This window comes from Streptomyces sp. NBC_01257, from assembly GCF_035917255.1.
In the GTDB taxonomy this organism is placed as follows: domain Bacteria; phylum Actinomycetota; class Actinomycetes; order Streptomycetales; family Streptomycetaceae; genus Streptomyces.
The window spans coordinates 3,976,066-3,996,026 of record NZ_CP108472.1 but is presented as its reverse complement, the minus strand read 5'-3'; the positions used below and the strand labels follow the sequence as shown (position 1 = coordinate 3,996,026).

Genomic DNA, 19,961 nt, shown 5'->3' with positions numbered 1-19,961 from the left:
GTGATCACCCTCGCCGCCGCCACGCAGAACGAGACGGTCCTGAGCGGAGCCCTGCTGGTCGCCCTGCCCATCGCCCTGCTCGGCGGGCTCGTCTCCTTCTTCTCGCCCTGCGTCCTGCCGCTCGTCCCCGGCTACCTCAGTTACGTCACCGGGGTCAGCGGCGCCGACCTGGCCGACGCCCGGCGGGGCCGCATGGTCGCGGGAGCCTCGCTGTTCGTGGCCGGCTTCACCGCCGTGTTCGTCTCCGGCGGTGCGCTCTTCGGCTACTTCGGCGACACGCTCCAGGAGAACAGCGGACCGCTCACGAAGGTCCTCGGCGTGCTGATGATCCTCATGGGCGTCTTCTTCATGGGCCTGATGCCGTGGATGACCCAGCGCGAGTTCCGCATCCACAAGAAGCCGGTGACCGGCCTGGTGGGCGCCCCGCTGCTCGGCGCGCTCTTCGGGATCGGCTGGACGCCGTGCCTCGGGCCGACGCTGAGCTCGGTGAGCATCCTGGCGATGGACCAGGGCACCGCCGGACGCGGGGCGATACTGACCGTCGCGTACTGCATCGGCCTCGGTCTGCCCTTCGTCCTCGCTGCCGTCGCCTTCCGCAAGGCACTCGGCGCGTTCGGCTGGGTCAAGCGCCACTACGCCTGGGTCATGCGCATCGGCGGCGGCATGATGATCGTGACCGGGCTGCTCCTGCTGACCGGCGCGTGGGGCAGCATGATGCAGGAATTGCAGGGCTGGTCCAACGGCTTCACGGTGGGGATCTGAGTTCCGATGAGCAACACCAAGTCCAACCCTCCGCAGGAGCGCGAGCGCCCCGACGAGCGGGAGGTGCGCGCGGAGCAGGACCGGGAGACCGCCCGTGAACTCGGCGCCGCCGGCTCCCAGCTCTCCACCGCCCCGCGCGAGGAGTCCCTGGCCGGCCTGCCCGCCATGGGGATCATCGGCTGGGCGCGCTGGTTCTGGCGCCAGCTCACCTCCATGCGGGTCGCGCTGATCCTGCTCTTCCTGCTGTCGCTCGGCGCCATCCCCGGCTCGCTGATCCCGCAGAACAGCGTCGACGAGCTCAAGGTGCAGACCTTCAAGGGGCTCCACACCACCGTCACGCCGATCTACGAGAAGCTCCAGTTCTTCGACGTCTACAGCTCGGTGTGGTTCTCCGCGATCTACATCCTGCTGTTCATCTCCCTCATCGGCTGCATCGTGCCGCGCACCGGCACGTTCGTCGGCCAGCTGCGCAGCCGCCCGCCGGGCGCACCCAGGCGCCTGACCCGGCTGCCCGCGTACACCACCTGGCGCACGGAGGCCGAGCCCGCCGAGGTCCACGAGGCCGCGCTGAAGATGATGCGCAGGCGCCGCTACCGGGCCCACGTCGACGGGGACGCGGTCGCCGCCGAGAAGGGCTATCTGCGCGAGGCCGGGAACCTGATGTTCCACATCGCGCTGATCGTGATGCTGGTGGCCTTCGCCTGGGGACAGCTCTTCAAGTCCGAGGGCGGCAAGCTCGTCGTCGAGGGCGACGGGTTCTCCAACACGATCACCCAGTACGACGACTTCAAGTCCGGCTCGCTCTTCGACAACGACTCGCTGGCCCCCTTCAGCTTCACCCTCGACGACTTCATCGGTACGTACGAGCGCAGCGGCCCGCAGATCGGCACGCCGCGCACGTACGAGGCGCACATCACGTACTCCGAGGGCGTCGACGGCAAGGACAAGAAGTCCGTCATCAAGGTCAACGAGCCCCTCGTCGTCGACGGCACCAAGGTCTATCTCAACGCCCACGGCTACGCGCCCGTCGTCTCCGTCAAGGACGGCAGGGGCAAGGAGGTCTACAAGGCCGCCGTGCCGCTGCTGCCCCTCGACAACAACGTCACCTCGTCCGGCGCGATCAAGGTGATGGACGGCTACCGCGACAAGAGCGGCAAGAAGGACCAGCTGGGCTTCCAGGCCTTCTTCGTGCCGACCTTCGCCGGCAGCGGCAAGGGCACGATGTTCTCGCAGTTCCCGGCCGCCGACATGCCGGTCCTGGCGCTCAACGGCTACCACGGCTCCCTCGGCGTCGACTCCGGACTGCCGCAGAACGTCTACCAGCTCGACAAGTCGAAGATGAAGGAGTTCAAGGACTCCAAGGGCAAGCAGCTCAAGCAGCGGCTGCTGGTCGGCGAGACGATGAAGCTGCCCGACGGCGCCGGCTCGATCACCTTCGAGGGGCTCCATGAGTGGGCCAGCTTCCAGATCTCCGAGCAGCCCGCCAGCGGCTGGGCGCTCACCGGGGCCATCGGCGCGATCGCCGGACTCGCCGGTTCCCTCTTCATCCAGCGGCGCCGGGTCTGGATCCGGGCCGTGCGCGGCGGCGACGGTGTGACCGTCGTCGAAATGGCAGGGCTCGGCCGCAGCGAGTCCGCGAAGCTTCCCGAGGAGCTGGCCGATCTCGCGGTCACGCTCAACGCCGTCGCGCCCACCGCGCCCGGCTCAGACACCGACCCCGACACCGATCCGGATTCCGGCACCCCCGTCGTCGCCGCGTCCTCCGCAGAACCTTCCGAAGGGGCTGAGAAGTGAATCTCGCCGCCGCAACCAACGAGAGCCTGGCACACACCAGCAATGTGCTGATCTACTCGTCGATGGCCGTCTACACCCTGGCCTTCTTCGCGCACATCGCCGAGTGGGTGTTCGGCTCCCGCAGCAAGGTCGGCCGCACCGCCGCCGAGCTGACGCCCGAGAGCGCCGCCGGCGCGGTGAAGGTCCAGGTCGCCCAGAAGGGCGGCACCGCCGTCCTGGAGCGGCCGAAGATCGTCACCCGCTCCGCGGCCGGTTCGCGCGACGTGCCGGACGGGCCAGGTGCCGCGGGCGGCACCTTCAAGGGCGACCTCTACGGGCGGATCGCGGTCTCCATGACCGTGCTCGCCTTCCTGGTCCAGGCAGGCGGGGTCGTCGCCCGCGCCCTGTCCGTGCAGCGCGCCCCCTGGGGCAACATGTACGAGTTCTCCATCACCTTCTCCACGGTGGCGGTCGGGGCGTACCTGATCCTGCTCGCCCTGAAGAAGGACGTCCGCTGGATGGGCCTGATCCTGGTCACCGCCGTCCTGCTGGACCTCGGCCTCGCGACCACGGTCCTCTACACCTCCAGCGACCAGCTGGTGCCCGCGCTGCACTCGTACTGGCTGTGGATCCATGTCTCCACCGCCATCATCTGCGGCGCCGTGTTCTTCATCGGCGGCATCGGCACCCTGATCTACCTGTTCCGCGACAGCTACGAGAACAAGCTCGCCAACGGCCGGGAGCCGGGCGCCTTCGCCCAGTCCGTGCTCTCCCGGATGCCGTCCGCGTCGAGCCTCGACAAGTTCTCGTACCGGATCAACGCCGCGGTCTTCCCGCTGTGGACGTTCACGATCATCGCGGGCGCGATCTGGGCGGGCGACGCCTGGGGCCGCTACTGGGGCTGGGACCCCAAGGAGGTCTGGTCCTTCATCACCTGGGTCGCGTACGCCTGCTACCTGCACGCCCGCGCCACCGCCGGCTGGAAGGGCCGCAAGGCCGCCTACCTGGCGCTGATCGCCTTCGGCTGCTGGATCTTCAACTACTACGGCGTGAACATCTTCGTCACCGGCAAGCACTCCTACGCCGGCGTCTGAGACCTCCCGCGGACACACCACGGCTGCCCGTCCCCGCTCCGGCGGGGGCGGGCAGCCGTCGTCGTCCTCCCGGTCAGGGAGCCGCGGACGGCGGCAGGCACCGCGCGTCCGGCGGCTTCCCCTCCGGCCAGGCCAGCGCCGCGAACCGCTGGTGCGGCGCGTCCGGCGCCAGCTCCACCACCGGCACGGCCTTGTTGTACGGGTTGCCGTGGTTGTCCAGGCAGATCCAGCCGCTGGCCCCCCGCACCCGCAGCGACCCCTTCACCCGGGGCCACTGGCCGCCCACGTCCTCAAGACCCGGCAGCTCCTTGCCGTCCGTGGTCGCCCGCCGGATGCCCGCCACCGCCAGCGTCATCGCGTCATGGGCGATGATCACCTGCCCGTCGGTCAGGTCGTCGTGCGCGGTCGGCCCGACCGGGCCGGCCGGCTTCTTCCCCACCTCGGCCAGCAGATCCACGAACGCCCGGTAGTCCGCCGCCGAACCGCCCGTCGGCTGCTTCTTCCCCGCCGCCACGGTGGGCCAGGCGTCCGGGTGCGCCAAGGAGGCGTAGCGGACGGTCACCTCGCGCCGCAGCGCGTCCCGGTCGAGCTTCTTGTCGTCGCCCAGATACGAGCCCTCGTCCCCGGTGAGCACCGTGAACCGGCGGCTCTGGCAGCCCCGCGCGCCCAGCGCGTTGACGAACTGGCGCAGCTGGACGTGCCGGCCGGCGAAGAACACCGTGTCCGCGTCCGTGTCGCAGATCAGATGGGTGATCTGCTCGAAGGTGTTGGCCGTCGTCCCCTCGTCGTACGGGTCCTTCCGCGAGGTGAACAGCTGCGGCTCGTACTTCGACCCCTTCAGCAGTGTGCTGAACGCCGACTTCAGGGTGTCCGTGTAGTGGTCGCCGCTGCGGGTGTCCTGCACCAGCAGCGCCCTGTCCGCCTTCACCTCGCCGAACGAGGCCAGCGCACGGGCCTCGTCCCGGTTGGTCGGCGACACCCGGGCCAGGCCGGGGAACGGGTCGCCGGCCGGGCCGTTGGCGATGTCGTCCGCGGTGATCGTGGTGCCCACGACCGGAATCCCGGCGTCGGTCAGCCTCTTCACCGCCGCCTTGTTCTGCGTGCTGCTGATCGCGACCCCGGACACCGCGCGCAGTTGGTCCGGGGCGTCCGTCATCGTCCGCAGCCGGGCCACCACCGGTTCCCACTGCAGGCTGTTGCTCCCGGTGTTGGCGAGCACCACCCGGATCTGCGGCACCTGTCCGTTGGCGTGGTGGTTGGCCCGGTACTGCGCGGCGAACGCGCCCTGGAGTTCGTGCAGGACCTTCGTCCGCATGGACGTGTCGGTCGAGGTCAGCGGGAGCAGCAGTGCCACGGTCGCGTACCCGCCCGCCTTGAGCGAGCGGTTCTCCCGGCCGATCGCCGCGGCCACCGAGGTCAGCTGCGGCTGTTCGAAGTCGTAGCCGTCACCGGACACCCCGATGCACTCGTCGCTGTCCTGCGGGCGGCTGACTCCCGCCGCGCAGGAGCGGTCCTCGGGGGCGGTGAGCCGGCCCACGCCGTACCAGACGGACGTGACCAGCAGGGCGCCCACGACGACGGAGGTGACGATCTTCTGCCGGGTCGTCCACCACACGCGGTACCGCAGCGGATTACGCATCCGGACCACCGCCCCCCGGAGCACCGGAGCCGTCCGGGCCCGGGGCTCCCGGTGGCATGGACAGCTCCCGCCATTCCCGCAGATCGCGCGGCCAGTGCGTCGCCGCGTCCCAGAGCACCGCGTGCCCCGTCGGGTGCCGGCCGGACAACTGCCGCAGTTCGTGCGCCATCTTGTCGATCACCTCTTCGTCCGGCAGGGCCAGCGGATCGGAGAGCAGCCAGACGGCGTGGAGCAACCGCCGCAGCTGCAAATGGAGTTCGGCGGCCCGCTCGTCCAGCCCGGTGAGCGCGTCCCGCTCCTCGTCCGACGCCGCCTCCCGGCCCAGCGCGACGGCCCGCCGCGGATCGGGTCCGGTGCTGCCGGGCGGGCGGGGGAAGGGAGCCGAGGCGATGAACCGCAGCGCGTCGAGCCAGGCCGGTACGCCGGGGAGGGCGAACCGCACCCGCAGATGCGTCACGCAGTCCTCCGTCCTGCCCAGCACCAGCTCCTGGTGCAGCCGGTGCGGCTCGCTCGGGCAGGCGCCCCCGGTGGCGTACGCCGAACGCAGCGTCTCGTGCACCGCCCGCCACACCGCGTAGTACGGCGGATCGTCGTCCTGGAACCGCAGCCGGTGCAGCAGCAGCGCCCGCAGCAGCGGATCGGCGACGAAGTGGTCCGGCCCCACCGGCCAGTCCTCCGAGCGCAGCGCGTCACGCACCCGCAGCGCCACATCGCCGTCCAGCGAGGCCCCGCGCAGCCGGGTCGTGGCCAGCAGCCGGGCCGACTCCTCGCCGTGCGCGGCGGCCAGCACGCTCAGCACGTCCGGGCGCTGCCCGGGCAGCAGCCGCTCCAGCAGTTCCCCGGCGACCCGGACCGGCGGCCGGTCCTCCCGGACCTCCACCGTGCAGTCCAGCAGCGCACCGGGGACCAGGGTGCCCGGCGCGTCCGCCTCGCCCGCCGCCTGCGCCAGCAGCGCCACCCCGAGCGGGCGGCCGCCCGTCAGCCGGTGCACCCCGCGCGCCAGCCCGGCGGGGGTGCGGCCGCGCGGGTCGTGCCGGTCGAGCGCCGACCGGACATGGCCCGCGTCCAGCGGGGTGAGGCCGACGGCGAGGATTCCCGAGGTGATCTCGGTGCCCCGTGCCCAGTGCGAGGCGTGCGCCACCTCCGGCAGCCGGCGGCGTACCGCGTGGCTCAGGCCGGTGTGGTCATGGATGCGCGAGGTCGCGAAGACCGCGATCTGGTCCCGGGCCCCGGCCGCGCGCTGCCGCAGCAGCGGCTCGACCAGCTGCCGGCCCAGGGGGGTGTGCGCGTTGTCGAGGAGCAGCACCGGGCGGCGGCCGCGCCGGGCGCCGCGGGCCATCCCGCGGTAGGCCCGCACCAGGTCGGCGACCAGGGCCAGCACCAGATGGTCCTCGGCGCGGCGGCGCAGGTCACCGCCCCGCTCGAAGTCGACCGCGAGCTGCCGCAGCCCGATGCGGCCGTTGCCGCCGGCGTGCGGATACGTCCCGTACCAGTCCGCGGCCCGCCGCTGGAACCGGTTGAACGTCTCCTCCAGCACCGTCTCCACGGTCGCCTCCGCGACCATGCCGGCCATCGGCGCCACCGAGTCGAAGGCCCCCGCCGCCAGTTTCGTCAGCACCTTGGTGACCCAGCCCGTCGCGGCGTCGCCGCGGGTGTCGACCGTGGCCAGCACCGGGCCGAGCGACTGCAGATCGCGCTGGGCCCGCGATTCGTCCTCCCGCCGCCAGGACACCGAGGCGACCGCCACCAGGCCGAGGCTCAGCCGGGGGAAGGGCACCGGGCGGGCGGCGTGCACCCGGGCCGTGAGCTGGGTGGCGAGCTCCGGCAGCACCCCGGTCACCGGCGTCCAGCCCGGTCCGGGGTCCGCGGGCGGCTGTACGGCCTCGCAGTCCACCAGGGCGATCGGGGTGATCTCCCGGTACAGATGGCGCAGTTGCTTCAGCACGGCGGTCTTGCCCATGCCGCGGCCGCCGGTCAGGACCGCGACGGGCGGATCGTCGTCGTGTTCGCAGACGATCCGGCGGGAGCCGTGCGGAGTGAGGCCGGTCAGGCGCGCCGCAAGTCCGTCGTCCCCGAAGATCGCCTCGCGCCCGTACAGCTCTCGTTCCACAGCACCCCCAGCGCCGACGCCCGCCCCGGTCTGTCACACCGTCAACATCAGGATATCGGCAGGGTGTTGGAGGCGAGTGAAGATTTTCGAACGATCGACGCCGGCGGGCCGTGGGAGGTACGGGACAAGGGGCGGCTCAGCCCTCGCCGATGTCCTCGCCGATGTCCTCGTTCCACAGTGCGGGGTGCTCCCGTACGAAACCGCGCATGAGCTCCGTACAGGCCTCGTCGTCGAGCAGCACGATCTCCACGCCGTGCCGGGCCAGCCAGTCGTGCCCGCCGTGGAAGGTCTCGGCCTCGCCGATCACCACCCGCGAGATCCCGAACTGCCGCACCAGACCGGAGCAGTACCAGCACGGGGACAGGGTCGTCACCATCGTCGTGCCGCGGTACGAGCGCTGCCGCCCGGCCGCCCGGAACGCGGCCGTCTCCGCGTGCACGGACGGATCGCCGTCCTGCACCCGGCGGTTGTGGCCGCGCCCGAGCAGCACGCCGTCCGCACCGTAGAGCGCGGCGCCGATCGGGATGCCGCCCCCGGCGAGCGAGGTCCGGGCCTCGTCGAGGGCGGTGGCCAGCCATGCGGCGTCCCGGCCGGCCGCGCTCATGAGGGCATCGGGGTGTCCAGGACCGCCTTGCGGTGGCTGAACGTCTCCAGCGAGTACCGGCCGTGGTAGTTCCCCATCCCGCTCTCGCCGACGCCGCCGAACGGCAGGTCGGAGACGGTGAGATGGGCCAGCGGCAGCCCGATGCCGACCGCGCCCGACGAGGTCTCGGCGATCAGCCGCTCGCGTACCGCGTCCGATTCGGTGAACGCGTACAGCGCCAGCGGCTTGTCGCGGTCGTTGATGAACGCGATCGCCTCGTCCAGCCCGCCGACCGTCACGATCGGGAGCACCGGGCCGAAGATCTCCTCCCGCATCACGGGCGCGTCCGGAGCCACGTCGGCCAGCACGGTCGGGGCGATGTACTTGCTGTCCCGGTCGTACGTCCCGCCGGTCACCGTGCGGCCCGAGCCGAGCAGCCCGGTGAGCCGGTCGAAGTGGCGGCGGTTCACGATCCGGCCGTACTCGGGGTGGGCCGAGGCGTCCGCCCCGTACAGCCCCTCGACCGCGGCGGCGAGCGCGTCCGCGAGAGCGGGGGCGGTCTCCGGGTCGGTCAGCACGTAGTCGGGGGCGACGCACGTCTGGCCCGCGTTCAGGAACTTGCCGGCCGCCAGCCGGCCCGCGACCGCCCCGAGGTCCGTGTCCCGGTCCACGAACACGGGTGACTTGCCGCCCAGTTCGAGCGTGACCGGGGTGAGGTTCTTCGCCGCGGCGGCCATCACGATGCGGCCCACCGTGCCGTTGCCGGTGTAGAAGATGTGGTCGAAGTGCTCCGCGAGCAGAGCGGTGGTCTCGGGGACGCCCCCCTCCACGACGGCGACCGCGTCCGTGTCCAGGAAGCGCGGCAGCAGCCGGGCGACGGCGGCTGAGGTCGCGGGCGCCATCTCGCTCGGCTTGACCACCACCGCGTTGCCCCCGGCCAGCGCGCCGACGACCGGGGCGAGCAGCAGCTGCGCCGGGTAGTTCCAGGGCGCGATGACCAGGACGACGCCGAGCGGGTCCTGCACGGTGTGCGCCGTCGCCCCGCCGAGCGAGGCCGGCACGGGGGCGGGCTCGGGGCGCAGCCAGTCGGCCAGGCGCTCCAGCGTGTGGTCGATCTCGCGGATCGTGAAGTCGATCTCGGTGCGGTACGCCTCCTTGCGGCTCTTGCCGAGGTCGGCGTGGAGCGCGTCGGCGAGCTCGTCCCCGTGCTCGGTGAGCAGCGAGCGCAGCTGCCGGAGCTGTCCGGTGCGCCAGTCCAGGCTCTTGGTGCGGCCGGTACGGAAGGTGGCGCGCAGCCGGTCGACGGTCTCGGCCGGGGTCTCGACGGGGGCCAGCGCGGCGACGATCTCGCGGGCCAGCTGCTCGGAGGAGGCCGGGTTCTGGCCGGTGTGCAGGGTGCGGTCGGTGACGGTGTGCGGGGCGAAGGGGGCGGCGGCCGTGTAGTCGGCGCCCAGCTGGACCAGCCGGTCCTCCAGCAGCCAGGGCGCCTTGTCGGCGAGGCCGCCGATGGACTCCTCGGCGTTGCTGAAGCCGGTCATGCGGTAGCCGGCGAAGGGCCAGGAGCCGTCCTCGCGCCGGGCGGCGAGCAGGGCGGCCGGTGCGTGGCAGAGCACGCCGAGGTGCGTACCGGAGTCGAGCGCGGTGGTCAGCAGCCGCCCGGAGAGCTCGCTGACGGCCAGGTCCTCCATGGGGCCGTGGCCGCCCGGGTAGAACACGGCGTCGTAGCGGTCCGGGCGGATGTCCTCCAGCCGGGCCGGGGTGCGGAGCTCGGGGCCGATCGTGCCGAGGTACGCGGCGACGGCGTCGGCCTGCTCCTGGCCGCCGTTGGCGGCGGCGGTCAGGCTGCCCGCGTCGACGGTGGGGGTGACGCCGCCGGGAGTGGCGAGGGTGACGGCGTACCCGGCCTCGGTGAAGACCCGGTGCGGCGCCGCCAGCTCCTCGGCCCAGAAGCCGGTGGGGTGGGCGGTGCCGTCGTCGAGGGTCCAGTGGTCGGCGCCGGTGAGAACGAACAGGACGGAGGGCATGGGGGTACTCCCTGCGGACGGCGGGACGCGGTGCGCGGAATGCGGTGCGCGTGATGCGGTGTACGTGATGCGGTGCGCGTGATGCGCTGCTCGGCATGTGCGCCGGGCCCGAAGCTTGATATGCTCAAGCAACTCACTTCATGTAACTGCCAGAAGTTGAGCAAGTCAAATAAATGTCGGCGGATGCCGATCGAAGAATGGCCGACCATGACCACCGAACCGACGCCCCGCGCCGCCACTGCTCCGGACGATCGACCCGTGCCGACCCCGGACGACCTCCTGGAGCCGCTCGCCGTCGTCGTCCGCGGCCACCACGACGACCTCACCGCCGTCGCCGCCCGTCATGGCCTGTCGACCTCGCAGGCCCGCGCGCTCATCGCACTCAACGCGCCCATGCCGATGAGCGCGCTCGCCGCCCACCTGGTCTGCGACGCCTCCAACGCCACCGGCCTCGTCGGCCGCATGGAGGCCCGCGGCCTGGTCCGCCGCACCCCGGCCCCCGGCGACCGCCGCTCCAAGGTCGCGAGCCGCACTCCCGAGGGCACCGAGCTCGCCCACACCCTCCGCGCCGAGATGCGCGCCGTGCACGGCGCACTCGAAGCGCTCACCCCGGAGGAGCGCACCGCCCTGCTGCCCCTGCTCAACCGGCTGGGGCAGCTGCTCTACGCGTGACGCGGCGCTCCGCGCGTGATCCGGCCCGGAACGGGCCGACCGGTCAGGAAGCCGGCGGAGCCGACTCCTCCGGCCCGCCCTCGCGCCGCTTCAGCTCGTCCTCGCGGCGGCGCAGGTCCGCCTCCCAGTCCTTGAGGACGGCCTCGTCCTTCTGGTTCTCGTCCTTCAGCGACTTGAGGAAGTCGGGATTGTCGTCCGGCGCCACCCACTGCTGCCGGTGGCCGCGATGCCATTCGGAGGGCGTACGGCCTCCGGCGGGCGCCTCGCGCACCTTGCCCGCGGCCAGCCACACGATCGGGCCGACGATCCAGAAGAGCAGGATGATGAAGACCCAGGCGATCTTCGGCAGGTGCTTGGCCTCGTCCTCCGGGGTGTTCAGACAGTCGATGAACGCGAAGATCGTCAGCGCCAGAGGCAGGAGATAGATCAGGGCCCGGAGCATGGTGGAAAAGTCCCCCAGAGGAGAGTTGGCGGGGCAATGTCCCGCCCCGGTGACGGGCCCAGGGTAGCGGGTGGCCGATACTGGACGGCATGGCTTACGACGATCTTCGATCCCTCCTCCGGGCTCTGGAGCGCGAGGGCGAGCTCAAGCGCATCAAGGCCGAGGTCGACCCCTACCTGGAGGTCGGTGAGATCGTCGACCGGGTCAACAAGGCCGGCGGTCCCGCGCTGCTCTTCGAGAACGTCAAGGGGTCCTCGATGCCCCTGGCCATGAACGTCTTCGGGACCGACAGGCGGCTCCTCAAGGCGCTCGGGCTGAAGTCCTACGCCGAGATCAGCGACAAGATCGGCGGACTGCTCAAGCCGGAGTTGCCGCACGGCTTCGTCGGCGTCCGGGAGGCCTTCGGCAAGCTCGGCACGATGGTGCACGTACCGCCGAAGAAGGTGAAGAGCGAGAACGCCCCCGTCCAGGAGGTCGTCCTCACCGGCGACGACGTGGACCTGGACCGGCTGCCCGCGCTGTTCACCTGGCCCAAGGACGGCGGCTCGTTCTTCAACCTCGGGCTCACGCACACCAAGCACCCCGAGACCGGCGTCCGCAACCTCGGGCTCTACCGCCTCCAGCGCCACGACCGCCGCACCATCGGGATGCACTGGCAGATCCACAAGGACAGCCGCAACCACTACCAGGTCGCCGCCAAGCGCGGCGAGCGGCTGCCGGTCGCCATCGCCTTCGGGGCGCCGCCCGCGGTCACGTACGCCTCCACCGCGCCGCTGCCCGGGGACATCGACGAGTACCTCTTCGCCGGCTTCATCCAGGGCAAGCGCATCGAGATGGTCGACTGCAAGACCGTGCCGCTCCAGGTCCCGGCCAACGCCGAGGTCGTCATCGAGGGCTGGCTGGAGCCGGGGGAGATGCTCCCCGAGGGGCCGTTCGGCGACCACACCGGGTTCTACACCCCGCAGGAACCGTTCCCCGCGCTGACCATCGACTGCGTGACCATGCGCAAGCGCCCGCTGCTCCAGTCGATCGTGGTGGGCCGGCCGCCGACCGAGGACGGGCCGCTGGGTCGGGCCACCGAGCGGTTCTTCCTGCCCCTGCTCAAGATCATCGTGCCGGACATCGTGGACTACCACCTGCCCGAGTCCGGCGGTTTCCACAACTGCGCGATCGTCTCGATCGACAAGAAGTACCCGAAGCACGCCCAGAAGGTGATGAGCGCCATCTGGGGCGCGCACATGATGTCGCTGACCAAGCTGATCGTCGTCGTGGACTCCGACTGCGACGTCCACGATCTGCACGAGGTGTCCTGGCGGGCCCTCGGCAACACCGACTACGCGCGCGACCTCACCGTCGCCGAAGGACCCGTCGACCATCTCGACCACGCCTCCTACCAGCAGTTCTGGGGCGGCAAGGCGGGCATCGACGCGACGAAGAAGTGGCCCGAGGAGGGCTACACCCGGGACGGGGGCTGGCCGGACATGGTCGAGTCCGACCCGGACACGGCGGCGAAGGTCGACCGCCGCTGGAAGGAATACGGACTGTGAGCGCCGCCGAAGCGACCCTGGGCTCCGGGCCCGCGCAACCGAACAGCAAGGTCAAGGCGTTCCTGCGGCTCGTGATGATCGAGCACTCGGTCTTCGCGCTGCCCTTCGCCTACATCGCCGCCCTGACCGCGATGTTCCGGGTGGACGAGAGCATCCACTGGGGCACGCTGCTGCTCGTCACGATCGCGATGGTCGGGCTGCGGACGTTCGCCATGGCCGCGAACCGGATCATCGACCGGGAGATCGACGCCCGCAATCCGCGCACCGCGGGCCGTGAGCTGGTGACCGGTGCGGTGTCGGTGAAGTCGGCGTGGACGGGGGCGCTCGTCGCCGTCGTCGTGTTCCTCGGGGCCGCGGCCCTGCTGAACCCGCTCTGTCTGGCGCTGGCCCCGGTCGCCGTGATCCCGATGGTCGTCTACCCGTACGGCAAGCGGTTCACGAACTACCCGCACGCCATCCTGGGCATCGCCCAGGCCATGGGCCCGATCGGCGCCTGGCTGGCCGTGACCGGCAGCTGGTCGTGGGACGCGGTGATCCTGGGTCTTGCCGTCGGCGTCTGGATCGGCGGCTTCGACCTGATCTTCGCCTGCCAGGACGTGCAGGCCGACCGCGCCCACGGGGTGCTGTCCGTCCCGGCGCGCTTCGGGGTGCCGGCGGCGCTGTGGGGGGCGCGGGTCTGCCACGCGGTGACGACGGGCCTGCTGGTCTGGTTCGGTCTGGCCACGGAGGCCGGGCTCTTCTACTGGATCGGCATGGTGATCGTCGCGGTGGCCTTCGTGTACGAGCACCGGGTGGTGCGGCCGCACGACCTCTCAAGGCTCAACCGGGCGTTCTTCCAGGTCAACGGGTTCATCGGGATCGCACTGTTCGCGTGCGCGCTGCTGGACCTGCTGGTGCGGGGCCTGACGGTGTAGCACCCGCGACGGTCCGGAACTCCTGACGCGTCGGTGGTACGGGCTGCCGGATAGGCTCGGGGGTGTGGATTCCGGGACTTCAGTGAGTCAGCAGCGGCGACAGCCTTGGATTGTCGGGGTTTCGGGCGCTTCGGGCACCCCATTCGCCGCTGCCGTCCTGCGCGGTCTGCTGGCCGCGGGGGAGAGCGTCGATCTGGTGGTGAGCCGGGCCTCGCGCCTCACGCTGCTGGACGAGACGGGGATCGCGTTCCGCGACGCGCACTGGCAGGAGGACCTGGCCGGCTGGCTGGCGCGGGGGGCGGACGGGAAGCCGCACACCTTCGACGTGGACGTGTCCGGCGTACGGCACTGGGCGGCCGGCGATCTGGCCGCGGGTCCGTCCTCGGGGTCGTACCCGGCGAAGGGGATGCTGATCGTCCCGGCGTCGACGGCGTGCGTGGCCGGGGTGGCGCTGGGGCTCTCGAAGGACCTGCTGCAGCGGGCCGCGAGCGTGACGCTCAAGGAACGGCGGAAGCTGGTCGTCGCGGTGCGCGAGACGCCGCTGAACGGTCAGACGCTGAAGCATCTGGTGACCCTGGACGAGGCGGGCGCGGTCGTGCTGCCCGCCTCTCCGGCGTTCTACGCGGGTGCGACGCACATCCAGGATCTGGTGGATTTCGTCGCGGGGCGGGTGCTGGACGCGGCAGGGGTGCCGCACCGGCTGTACCGCCGCTGGGAGGGGGAGCTCGGTGGTGGCTCCCGCGGCTGATCCGGCCTGGGCCGGTGCTACTTGGGGGTGCGCGGGTTACGGGTCTTGTCGACCCGGTGGGCCGCGGCCGGCTGGTGGGCACGCGAGCGGTTGGCCAGGTCCTGCAGCTCGCGCATCCGGGCGTAGGCCATCTCGATCGTGTACACGGTGTATCCACTCCTGAAGATTCGAAAGCATTTTTTGGAAGTTCGGAAAGATTTGCAGGCGTTCAAGCCCGCACGCCTTAGATTCTACACGTAGACTCGCGATACTGCTGAACAATGGAAGGTTTCAGTCACATGGACGCGGTGGACAGGCAGCTCATCCAGGCCCTCAGGGAGAACGGCAGGGCCTCGTACGCCGAGCTGGGACGGCTCGTGGGGCTCTCCGGGCCCAGCGTCACCGACCGCATCAACCGGCTGGAAACCGCCGGTGTCATCACCGGCTACCGCGCCACCGTCGACGCGGCCTCGCTCGGCCTCGGGGTCACGGCCCTCATCGGCATCTCGCTCTCGGACGCCGCCGACCACGAGGACGTGGCCCGCCGGCTGAAGGACCTCGCCGAGATCGAGGACGCCTGGTTCATCGCGGGCGACGACTCGTACATGCTCAAGGTCCGGGTCGGCGACGTGGACGGCCTGGAGAAGACCATCCGCCGGCTCAGCGGCACCAAGGGCGTCTCGCGCACGCGCACCACGATCGTGCTCTCCACCAAGTGGGAGAACCGGGTCGGAGACCTCCCCGAAGAGAGCTAGGCGTACGGTGATCTGAGTCTGTTACGGAGAGAAAATGGGAGGCGCCCTAGTGGACGCGGGACTCAAGCGCGAGCTGGAGCAGAAGGTCCGGGACGGCGAGCGGCTGTCCCGCGAGGACGGGATCGCGCTCTACGAGTCCGACGACCTGGCCTGGCTGGGCGGACTGGCCCATGAGGTGCGTACGCGCAAGAACGGCGACGTCGTCCACTTCAACGTCAACCGTCACCTCAACATGACCAACGTGTGCACCGCCTCGTGCGCGTACTGCTCCTTCCAGCGCAAGCCGGGGGAGAAGGACGCGTACACGATGCGCATCGAGGAGGCCGTCCGCCTCGCGAAGGCGATGGAGGGCGAGAGCCTCACCGAGCTGCACATCGTCAACGGGCTGCACCCCACCCTGCCGTGGCGCTACTACCCGCGCTCGCTGAGCGCGCTCAAGGAAGCGCTGCCCGAGGTCTCCCTCAAGGCGTTCACCGCCACCGAGATCCACCACTTCGAGACCATCTCCGGGCTCTCCGCCTCCGAGATCCTCGACGAGCTCATCGAGGCCGGTCTGGAGTCGCTGACCGGCGGCGGTGCGGAGATCTTCGACTGGGAGGTCCGCCAGCACATCGTCGACCACGCCACCCACTGGGAGGACTGGTCGCGCATCCACCGGCTCGCGCACGAGAAGGGTCTCAAGACCCCGGCGACGATGCTGTACGGGCACATCGAGGAGCCCCGTCACCGCGTCGACCACGTGCTGCGGCTGCGTGAGCTCCAGGACGAGACCGGCGGCTTCCAGGTCTTCATCCCGCTGCGCTACCAGCACGACTTCGTGGACATGAAGGACGGCAAGGTCCGCAACAAGCTCCAGGCGCGCACGACGATGGCGACCGGCGCCGAGGCGCTGAAGACCTTCGCGGTCTCCCGGCTGCTCTTCGACAACGTCCCGCACGTCAAGGTCTTCTGGGTGATGCACGGCGTGCAGACCGCCCAGCTCGCGCTGCAGCACGGCGCGGACGACATGGACGGCTCGGTCGTCGAGTACAAGATCACGCACGACGCGGACAACTACGGCACGCCGAACAAGCTCGGCCGTGAGGATCTGCTGGACCTGATCCGCGACGCGGGCTTCCGGCCCGTGGAGCGCAACACCCGGTACGAGATCATCCGCGAGTACCCGGGCCCGGACGCGGAGCGGCGCGAGTCGCCGCAGCCGATGCGGGTCTGACCCGGCGCGCGCCCCGCGGCGCGCGCAGCGCTGTACAGCTCCACGAAAAGCGCTCCACGAAAGCTCCGGCCGCCGTCCCCGGCCGGAGCTTTCTCGCGTTCCGGACGCCGGTTGAGCCGACGATGAGTAATGGTTAATCTGCGTCCATGGCGCTTACATTTGAACTGGACCCCGCATTCGACCGCTCCGTCCGGGACGGCGTGGTCGCGCTGTGGACGGACGTGTCCAACGCCGGCGGCGCCGTGGGCTTCGTGCCGCCCGTCACCGCCGACGACATCCGGCCCGAGCTGGTCAAGCACCTCGTGGCCATCGCCGAGGGCCGGACCCGGCTGCTCGTCGGCTACAACGAGGACGGCGCCGTCGCGGCCACGGCCTTCCTCGCCCTCAACTCCCACCGCCTGATGACGCACTGGCTCTGGCTCTACACCGTGATGGTCCACCCCCGCCACCAGGGCCGCGGCTACGGCCGGGACCTGATGGCCGCGGCCGCCGACGCCGCGCGCGGCATCGACGGCATCGAGGCCGTCCGGCTCACCTGCCGCGGCGGCACCGGCGCCGACCGCTTCTACGCCGCCTGCGGATACAAGGAGGTCGGCCGGGTGCCGGACGCGATCCGGGTGGCCGAAGGCGACGACCGCGACGACATCATCATGCTGCTCCCGCTCGGCTGAACCCGCCCCGCGGGACCGCCCGGCACGCGCCGATCCCGGCCCTCCGAACTGATCGATTACGGGGCATGCTTCACTGGTCGGGCAGGACTGTCGCACGTAGAGAGAAGGCCAGCTGTGTCCGCTGCCAAGCCGAGCGCAACGATCCGGTACACCGCGATGCGTCTCAGCATCTTCGTCGGCTGCCTCGTCGTCGCCGCCATCGCCGTCAACTTCGGGCTCCTCCCCTCCGGCGCCGGAGGATCCAACGTCATCTGGGTCGTCCTGCTCGCGCTGGTGCTCTCCGCGCCGCTCAGCTACGTACTCCTGCGCAAGCAGCGCGACGAGATGTCCGAGCAGATCGTGTCCTCGGTCGACCGCGCCAAGGCCCGCCTCGAAGCGAACCGCACCCGCGAGGACAGCGTCACCCAGTAGTGATTCGGTGAGGGCCGCGTAGGGAATTTGTAAGCTTCCTCACACTCACCCCTCTTCTTCTCGAAACCCCAGCACCGGAGCGACGGCTCCTGTACTGGGGTTTTCGCGTTCCCCGCACGGGAACACGGGCCGCCCGGCCCGTATCGGAGGGCCGGGAGAGCCCAAAGAAGACCTTTGAGGTTCTCAAAGTTCAAGTGTTAACGTGTTCGACATGAAGACAGCTGTGCGCCTCCGACCTGCCGCGAGCATCCCGCTCGTGGAGCGCCTGCATGTCGATCTCTGCCGCTGTATGTCCGCGGTCTGTTGCCGCAACGTCTGATACCGGCATCATGCAGCGGCGCCGCCCCTGACGCGGGCGCCGCACCCCCGTCCCCCGCACCGTCCCCGTGCGTCCCGATGCGTCACATCTGGAGTGTGTCCGTGTCCGCGAATCCCGCGTCCGCCACCACCGACGAGCCCTCCGGCTCCGGTTTCCGCATACCCAAGGTCCCGTTCTGGGCCCAGATCGTCGCCGGTCTCGTCCTCGGCGTCCTGCTCGGCTGGCTCACCCGCAGCTACGACATCGAGTGGCTCTACACCACGCTCGACAAGGTCGGCCACATCTTCGTCCAGCTGCTGAAGCTGGCCGTCGCGCCCCTCGTCTTCTTCGCGATCCTGGTGTCGATCACCAACCTGCGCAAGGTCAACAACGCCGCCCGGCTGGCCACCCGCACGCTGCTCTGGTTCATGATCACCTCACTGATCGCGGTCGCCATCGGCCTCGCGATCGGCCTGATCACCAACCCGGGCTCCGGCACCGGCCTCACGCCGAAGGACGGCAAGGCCCCCGAGCACGCGGGCTCCTGGCTCGACTTCCTGACCGGCATCATCCCGGACAACGTGATCACGCCGTTCACCGAGCTGAACGTCCTGCAGATCGTCTTCATGGCCGCCGTCGCCGGCATCGCCGCACTGAAGCTCGGCGAGAAGGCCCAGCCGATCCTCACCCTCAGCGAGTCCATCCTGGAGCTCCTCCAGAAGGCCCTGTGGTGGGTCATCCGCCTCGCCCCCCTCGGCACCGTCGGCCTCATCGGCTACGCGATCGCCGACTACGGCTGGGACCTGATCGGCAAGTACGCGACCTTCACCGCCGACGTCTACATCGGCTGCGCCCTGGTGATGTTCGGCGTCTACCCGCTGCTGCTCGCCACCGTCGCCAAGGTCAGCCCGATCCAGTTCTTCAAGGGCGCCTGGCCCGCGATCCAGCTGGCCTTCGTCTCCCGCTCCTCGGTCGGCACGATGCCGGTCACCCAGAAGGTCACCGAGCGCCTCGGCGTCCCGAAGGAGTACGCCTCCTTCGCGGTCCCGTTCGGCGCGACGACCAAGATGGACGGCTGCGCCGCGATCTACCCGGCACTCGCCGCGATCTTCATCGCGCAGATCTTCGACGTGCAGCTGGGTGTCGGTGACTACATCCTCATCGCGTTCGTCTCGGTGATCGGCTCGGCGGCCACCGCCGGTCTCACCGGCGCCACGGTCATGCTGACCCTGACGCTGTCGACGCTGGGCCTCCCGCTGGAGGGCGTCGGCCTGCTGATGGCCATCGACCCGATCCTGGACATGATGCGGACGGCAACGAACGTTGCAGGTCAGGCGCTCGTCCCGGTGATCGTCTCGGCCCGCGAGAAGATCCTCGACCACGACGCGTACAACTCGGCCTCGGCCTCCCCGGTCGACGACGTCGAGGTGCGCGAGAACGAGCCGGAGCGCGTGGCGGTCGCCGCGTAACCCCGCACGCACGACGCCAGGAGCGCCCCCGGTCCGCGGTGACCGGGGGCGCTCCTGTGCGTCGAGGCCACCCCCGGCCCGCCTCGCGGAGTCGGCCACTTCCGGCCGTTCGGGCGTGCGGCGACTGCTCCGTACGACGGCCCGATGGCCCGCGCCGTAGTCTTACCGAGGAGTAGCGCAGCGGGGGTGGGAGGAAGTCGACGTGGGTGCTGTGAAGAGCAAACGGATGCCACGCGCGGTGCGTGAGCAGCAGATGATGGATGCCGCGGTACAGATCTTCGGGCAGCGCGGATTCCGTGCGGCCTCGATGGACGAGATCGCCGAGCTGGCCGGGGTGTCCAAGCCGCTGGTCTATCTCTATCTGAACTCCAAGGACGAACTCTTCTCCGCCTGCATCAGGCGTGAGGCGAACGCCCTGGTCGACGCGGTGCGGGTGGCGGCGGAGCCGGGGCTGCCCGCGGACCGGCAACTGTGGTCGGGGCTCCGGGCGTTCTTCACGCACACCGCGGAGAACCCGGACGGCTGGGCGGTGTTGTACCGGCAGGCGCGGACGCACGGGGAGCCGTTCGCCACCGAGGTGAACGTGATGCGCGAGGAGATCGTTGCGTTCGTGACGGGTCTGATCGGGGCCGCGGCGCGCGAGGTGCACGACGATCCGGCGCTCGCGGACCGCGATGTGGCGGGGCTCGCGCAGGCGTTGGTGGGCGCCGCGGAGGCGCTCGCCGGCTGGGCCAACGAGACTCCGGGCGTCTCGTCCAAGGAGGCCGCGGCCACCTTGATGAACTTCTCCTGGGCGGGCCTGGAGAACCTGATGAACGGGCGTCCCTGGAGGGCCTCGTAGGCCGGTGCCCGGAGCC

19 protein-coding genes and 1 pseudogene are annotated in these 19,961 nt (G+C 70.6%); 13 read left to right on the top strand and 7 right to left on the bottom strand.

Annotated features, from left to right (window positions below):
• From OG408_RS17035 to ccsB, 3 genes are read left to right on the top strand one after another with little or no spacing between them, the layout of a single operon-like run.
• Nucleotides 1–762 carry a cytochrome c biogenesis CcdA family protein gene (locus tag OG408_RS17035; protein ID WP_266779955.1) on the top strand — a complete coding sequence of 254 codons (762 nt, stop codon included), beginning with the start codon at nt 1–3 and terminating at the stop codon, nt 760–762.
• A gap of 6 nt (nt 763–768) precedes the next feature.
• Nucleotides 769–2,556 (top strand): cytochrome c biogenesis protein ResB, encoded by a 1,788-nt coding sequence (gene resB / locus OG408_RS17030; protein ID WP_266779954.1) that lies wholly within the window; start codon nt 769–771, stop codon nt 2,554–2,556.
• Nucleotides 2,553–3,629: a c-type cytochrome biogenesis protein CcsB gene (ccsB, locus tag OG408_RS17025; RefSeq protein ID WP_326670637.1), complete on the top strand. Its 1,077-nt coding sequence runs from the start codon at nt 2,553–2,555 to the stop codon at nt 3,627–3,629. The genes resB and ccsB overlap by 4 nt, the downstream gene beginning before the upstream one ends.
• Nucleotides 3,630–3,702: 73 nt before the next feature.
• Here the strand turns inward: ccsB and OG408_RS17020 are convergent, their stop codons facing one another.
• The 5 genes and pseudogenes from OG408_RS17020 to OG408_RS17000 all read right to left on the bottom strand — a co-directional run.
• Nucleotides 3,703–5,268 carry an ABC transporter substrate-binding protein gene (locus tag OG408_RS17020; protein WP_326670636.1) on the bottom strand — a complete coding sequence of 522 codons (1,566 nt, stop codon included), beginning with the start codon at nt 5,266–5,268 and terminating at the stop codon, nt 3,703–3,705.
• Entirely contained in the window at nt 5,261–7,378 is a 2,118-nt protein-coding gene (locus OG408_RS17015; protein WP_285568182.1) for a hypothetical protein, read from the bottom strand. The genes OG408_RS17020 and OG408_RS17015 overlap by 8 nt, the downstream gene beginning before the upstream one ends.
• A gap of 136 nt (nt 7,379–7,514) precedes the next feature.
• Nucleotides 7,515–7,982 (bottom strand): nucleoside deaminase, encoded by a 468-nt coding sequence (locus tag OG408_RS17010; protein WP_266779950.1) that lies wholly within the window; start codon nt 7,980–7,982, stop codon nt 7,515–7,517.
• A complete protein-coding gene (locus OG408_RS17005; protein WP_442806132.1) occupies nt 7,979–9,295 on the bottom strand; it encodes an aldehyde dehydrogenase family protein in 1,317 nt (438 codons plus the stop codon). Before OG408_RS17005 ends, OG408_RS17010 begins: the two co-directional genes overlap by 4 nt.
• Nucleotides 9,293–9,985: pseudogene (locus OG408_RS17000) on the bottom strand (type 1 glutamine amidotransferase domain-containing protein); the annotation flags it as partial. The gene OG408_RS17005 and the pseudogene OG408_RS17000, both read right to left, overlap by 3 nt.
• Nucleotides 9,986–10,192: 207 nt before the next feature.
• On the opposite strand from OG408_RS17000, the gene OG408_RS16995 reads away from it, so the two are divergent.
• Nucleotides 10,193–10,657, top strand: coding sequence for a MarR family winged helix-turn-helix transcriptional regulator (locus OG408_RS16995; RefSeq protein ID WP_266779949.1), 465 nt, complete (start codon nt 10,193–10,195; stop codon nt 10,655–10,657).
• Between the two features lie 43 nt (nt 10,658–10,700).
• Here OG408_RS16995 and OG408_RS16990 read toward each other — a convergent pair whose 3' ends face one another.
• Entirely contained in the window at nt 10,701–11,099 is a 399-nt protein-coding gene (locus OG408_RS16990; RefSeq protein ID WP_266779948.1) for a PLD nuclease N-terminal domain-containing protein, read from the bottom strand.
• 89 nt (nt 11,100–11,188) lie between these two features.
• On the opposite strand from OG408_RS16990, the gene OG408_RS16985 reads away from it, so the two are divergent.
• From OG408_RS16985 to OG408_RS16975, 3 genes are all read left to right on the top strand, one after another.
• Nucleotides 11,189–12,646 carry a menaquinone biosynthesis decarboxylase gene (locus tag OG408_RS16985; protein WP_266779947.1) on the top strand — a complete coding sequence of 486 codons (1,458 nt, stop codon included), beginning with the start codon at nt 11,189–11,191 and terminating at the stop codon, nt 12,644–12,646.
• Entirely contained in the window at nt 12,643–13,560 is a 918-nt protein-coding gene (gene mqnP, locus OG408_RS16980) for a menaquinone biosynthesis prenyltransferase MqnP (RefSeq protein ID WP_266779946.1), read from the top strand. Before OG408_RS16985 ends, mqnP begins: the two co-directional genes overlap by 4 nt.
• An 82-nt stretch (nt 13,561–13,642) precedes the next feature.
• Nucleotides 13,643–14,308 (top strand): UbiX family flavin prenyltransferase, encoded by a 666-nt coding sequence (locus OG408_RS16975; RefSeq protein WP_266786237.1) that lies wholly within the window; start codon nt 13,643–13,645, stop codon nt 14,306–14,308.
• A gap of 17 nt (nt 14,309–14,325) precedes the next feature.
• Here OG408_RS16975 and OG408_RS16970 read toward each other — a convergent pair whose 3' ends face one another.
• Complete coding sequence (locus tag OG408_RS16970; protein ID WP_266779945.1) at nt 14,326–14,454, bottom strand: hypothetical protein; 129 nt, start codon at nt 14,452–14,454, stop codon at nt 14,326–14,328.
• A gap of 132 nt (nt 14,455–14,586) precedes the next feature.
• On the opposite strand from OG408_RS16970, the gene OG408_RS16965 reads away from it, so the two are divergent.
• From OG408_RS16965 to OG408_RS16940, 6 genes are all read left to right on the top strand, one after another.
• Nucleotides 14,587–15,042, top strand: a complete 456-nt coding sequence (locus tag OG408_RS16965) for an Lrp/AsnC family transcriptional regulator (protein ID WP_136330825.1) — start codon at nt 14,587–14,589, stop codon at nt 15,040–15,042.
• 49 nt (nt 15,043–15,091) lie between these two features.
• Complete coding sequence (gene mqnE / locus OG408_RS16960) at nt 15,092–16,255, top strand: aminofutalosine synthase MqnE (protein WP_266786235.1); 1,164 nt, start codon at nt 15,092–15,094, stop codon at nt 16,253–16,255.
• 146 nt (nt 16,256–16,401) lie between these two features.
• Nucleotides 16,402–16,926: a GNAT family N-acetyltransferase gene (locus tag OG408_RS16955; RefSeq protein WP_326670630.1), complete on the top strand. Its 525-nt coding sequence runs from the start codon at nt 16,402–16,404 to the stop codon at nt 16,924–16,926.
• A 156-nt stretch (nt 16,927–17,082) separates the two neighbouring features.
• On the top strand, nt 17,083–17,337 hold the full coding sequence (locus tag OG408_RS16950; protein WP_266779943.1) for a DUF4229 domain-containing protein: 255 nt from the start codon (nt 17,083–17,085) through the stop codon (nt 17,335–17,337).
• 420 nt (nt 17,338–17,757) lie between these two features.
• The gene (locus OG408_RS16945) at nt 17,758–19,104 is read left to right on the top strand and encodes a dicarboxylate/amino acid:cation symporter (RefSeq protein WP_266779942.1); all 1,347 of its coding nucleotides are present in this window, start codon (nt 17,758–17,760) and stop codon (nt 19,102–19,104) included.
• Between the two features lie 226 nt (nt 19,105–19,330).
• Nucleotides 19,331–19,945: a TetR/AcrR family transcriptional regulator gene (locus OG408_RS16940; RefSeq protein ID WP_266786233.1), complete on the top strand. Its 615-nt coding sequence runs from the start codon at nt 19,331–19,333 to the stop codon at nt 19,943–19,945.
• The last annotated feature ends 16 nt before the right edge of the window (nt 19,946–19,961 follow it).

What these genes read in the sequence shown, in the direction of transcription:
- OG408_RS16940 (WP_266786233.1), top strand. Translation starts at nt 19,331, where the DNA reads ATGCCACGCGCGGTGCGTGAGCAGCAGATGATGGATGCCGCGGTACAG.
- OG408_RS16990 (WP_266779948.1), bottom strand. Translation starts at nt 11,099, where the DNA reads ATGCTCCGGGCCCTGATCTATCTCCTGCCTCTGGCGCTGACGATCTTC.
- OG408_RS16955 (WP_326670630.1), top strand. Translation starts at nt 16,402, where the DNA reads ATGGCGCTTACATTTGAACTGGACCCCGCATTCGACCGCTCCGTCCGG.
- OG408_RS16985 (WP_266779947.1), top strand. Translation starts at nt 11,189, where the DNA reads ATGGCTTACGACGATCTTCGATCCCTCCTCCGGGCTCTGGAGCGCGAG.
- OG408_RS16950 (WP_266779943.1), top strand. Translation starts at nt 17,083, where the DNA reads ATGCGTCTCAGCATCTTCGTCGGCTGCCTCGTCGTCGCCGCCATCGCC.
- resB (WP_266779954.1), top strand. Translation starts at nt 769, where the DNA reads ATGAGCAACACCAAGTCCAACCCTCCGCAGGAGCGCGAGCGCCCCGAC.
- OG408_RS17020 (WP_326670636.1), bottom strand. Translation starts at nt 5,268, where the DNA reads ATGCGTAATCCGCTGCGGTACCGCGTGTGGTGGACGACCCGGCAGAAG.
- OG408_RS16995 (WP_266779949.1), top strand. Translation starts at nt 10,193, where the DNA reads ATGACCACCGAACCGACGCCCCGCGCCGCCACTGCTCCGGACGATCGA.
- OG408_RS17010 (WP_266779950.1), bottom strand. Translation starts at nt 7,982, where the DNA reads ATGAGCGCGGCCGGCCGGGACGCCGCATGGCTGGCCACCGCCCTCGAC.
- OG408_RS16965 (WP_136330825.1), top strand. Translation starts at nt 14,587, where the DNA reads ATGGACGCGGTGGACAGGCAGCTCATCCAGGCCCTCAGGGAGAACGGC.